The 913-nt window shown below is 66.2% G+C and carries 1 protein-coding gene and 1 pseudogene; one reads left to right on the top strand and one right to left on the bottom strand.

From position 1 onward, the window contains the following. Nucleotides 1-246: 246 nt before the first annotated feature. Nucleotides 247-603, bottom strand: a complete 357-nt coding sequence (gene tnpA, locus ACFRCG_RS48645; protein WP_380043097.1) for an IS200/IS605 family transposase — start codon at nt 601-603, stop codon at nt 247-249. 104 nt (nt 604-707) lie between these two features. On the opposite strand from tnpA, the pseudogene ACFRCG_RS48640 reads away from it, so the two are divergent. After that, nucleotides 708-913: pseudogene (locus ACFRCG_RS48640) on the top strand (RNA-guided endonuclease TnpB family protein); the annotation flags it as partial.

Below are 913 nucleotides of genomic sequence, written 5' to 3'. Positions count from 1 at the left end.
GCTCGGAGATGTGTATAAGAGACAGGCTTTGCGCCAGGGCAAGGCAGACGAGCTCGGAGTCGGTCAGCAGTGGCGGCCGTCCCATCCGCCGGGTCCCTCCGATCTCGTCGTCGATCTTCACGTACAGCGCGGTCACGAGGGTGTTCAGCATGGTCTAGCGCGGAACCCCGGGCGTTCACGCCCGGGAGGAAGCGCTTCTTAACACTGCTCTGACCCGCACGGGCGCACGGGTCTGCACTATTGGCCTCAGCCGGGACGTTTCTGGTTCTCGATGTACTCCTTGATGATCGCCAGCGGTGCGCCGCCGCAGGATGCGGCGAAGTAGGACGGCGACCAGAAGTGGTCACCCCACAGGTACGTGCGGATGTGGCCGGGGAACTCCTGGCGGAGCCTGCGGGCGGAGACGCCCTTGAGGGAGCCGACCAGCCGGGAGATGGCGACCTTGGGCAGATAGTGCACGAGCAGGTGGACGTGATCGGCCTCGCCGTTGAACTCCACCAGCTCGGTTTCGAAGTCGGCGCACACGGCCCGCATGATCTCTTCGCAGCGCGTAAGGATCTCGTCGGTGAACGGGCCGCGCCGGTACTTGGGCGTGAAGACCAAATGGGCGCGGAGGGTGTACGCGAGTACACGACCCTATGGCCCCTGCGGATGTTGGGGTTCGGCTCCCAGCGTGGTGACATAGACCAACGGTATGATCACCCCCCGTGAAGATCGTGACGCAGGTGAAGCTGATGCCGGAGGCCGAGCAGGCCGCCGCGCTGCGCTCCACCCTGCGCACGGTCAACGACCTGGCGTGCTGGGTCTCCGAGGTGGCGTTCGAGCACGGCGTGCCGCGTGAGTACGAGCTGCGCAAGCACACGTACCCGCGCCTCAAGGCCGAAGGGCTCGGGGCGCAGGCCGCCCAGCACAC

This window comes from Embleya sp. NPDC056575, assembly GCF_042793325.1.
Taxonomy (GTDB): domain Bacteria; phylum Actinomycetota; class Actinomycetes; order Streptomycetales; family Streptomycetaceae; genus Embleya.
This window is presented reverse-complemented; position numbering and strand designations above follow the sequence as displayed.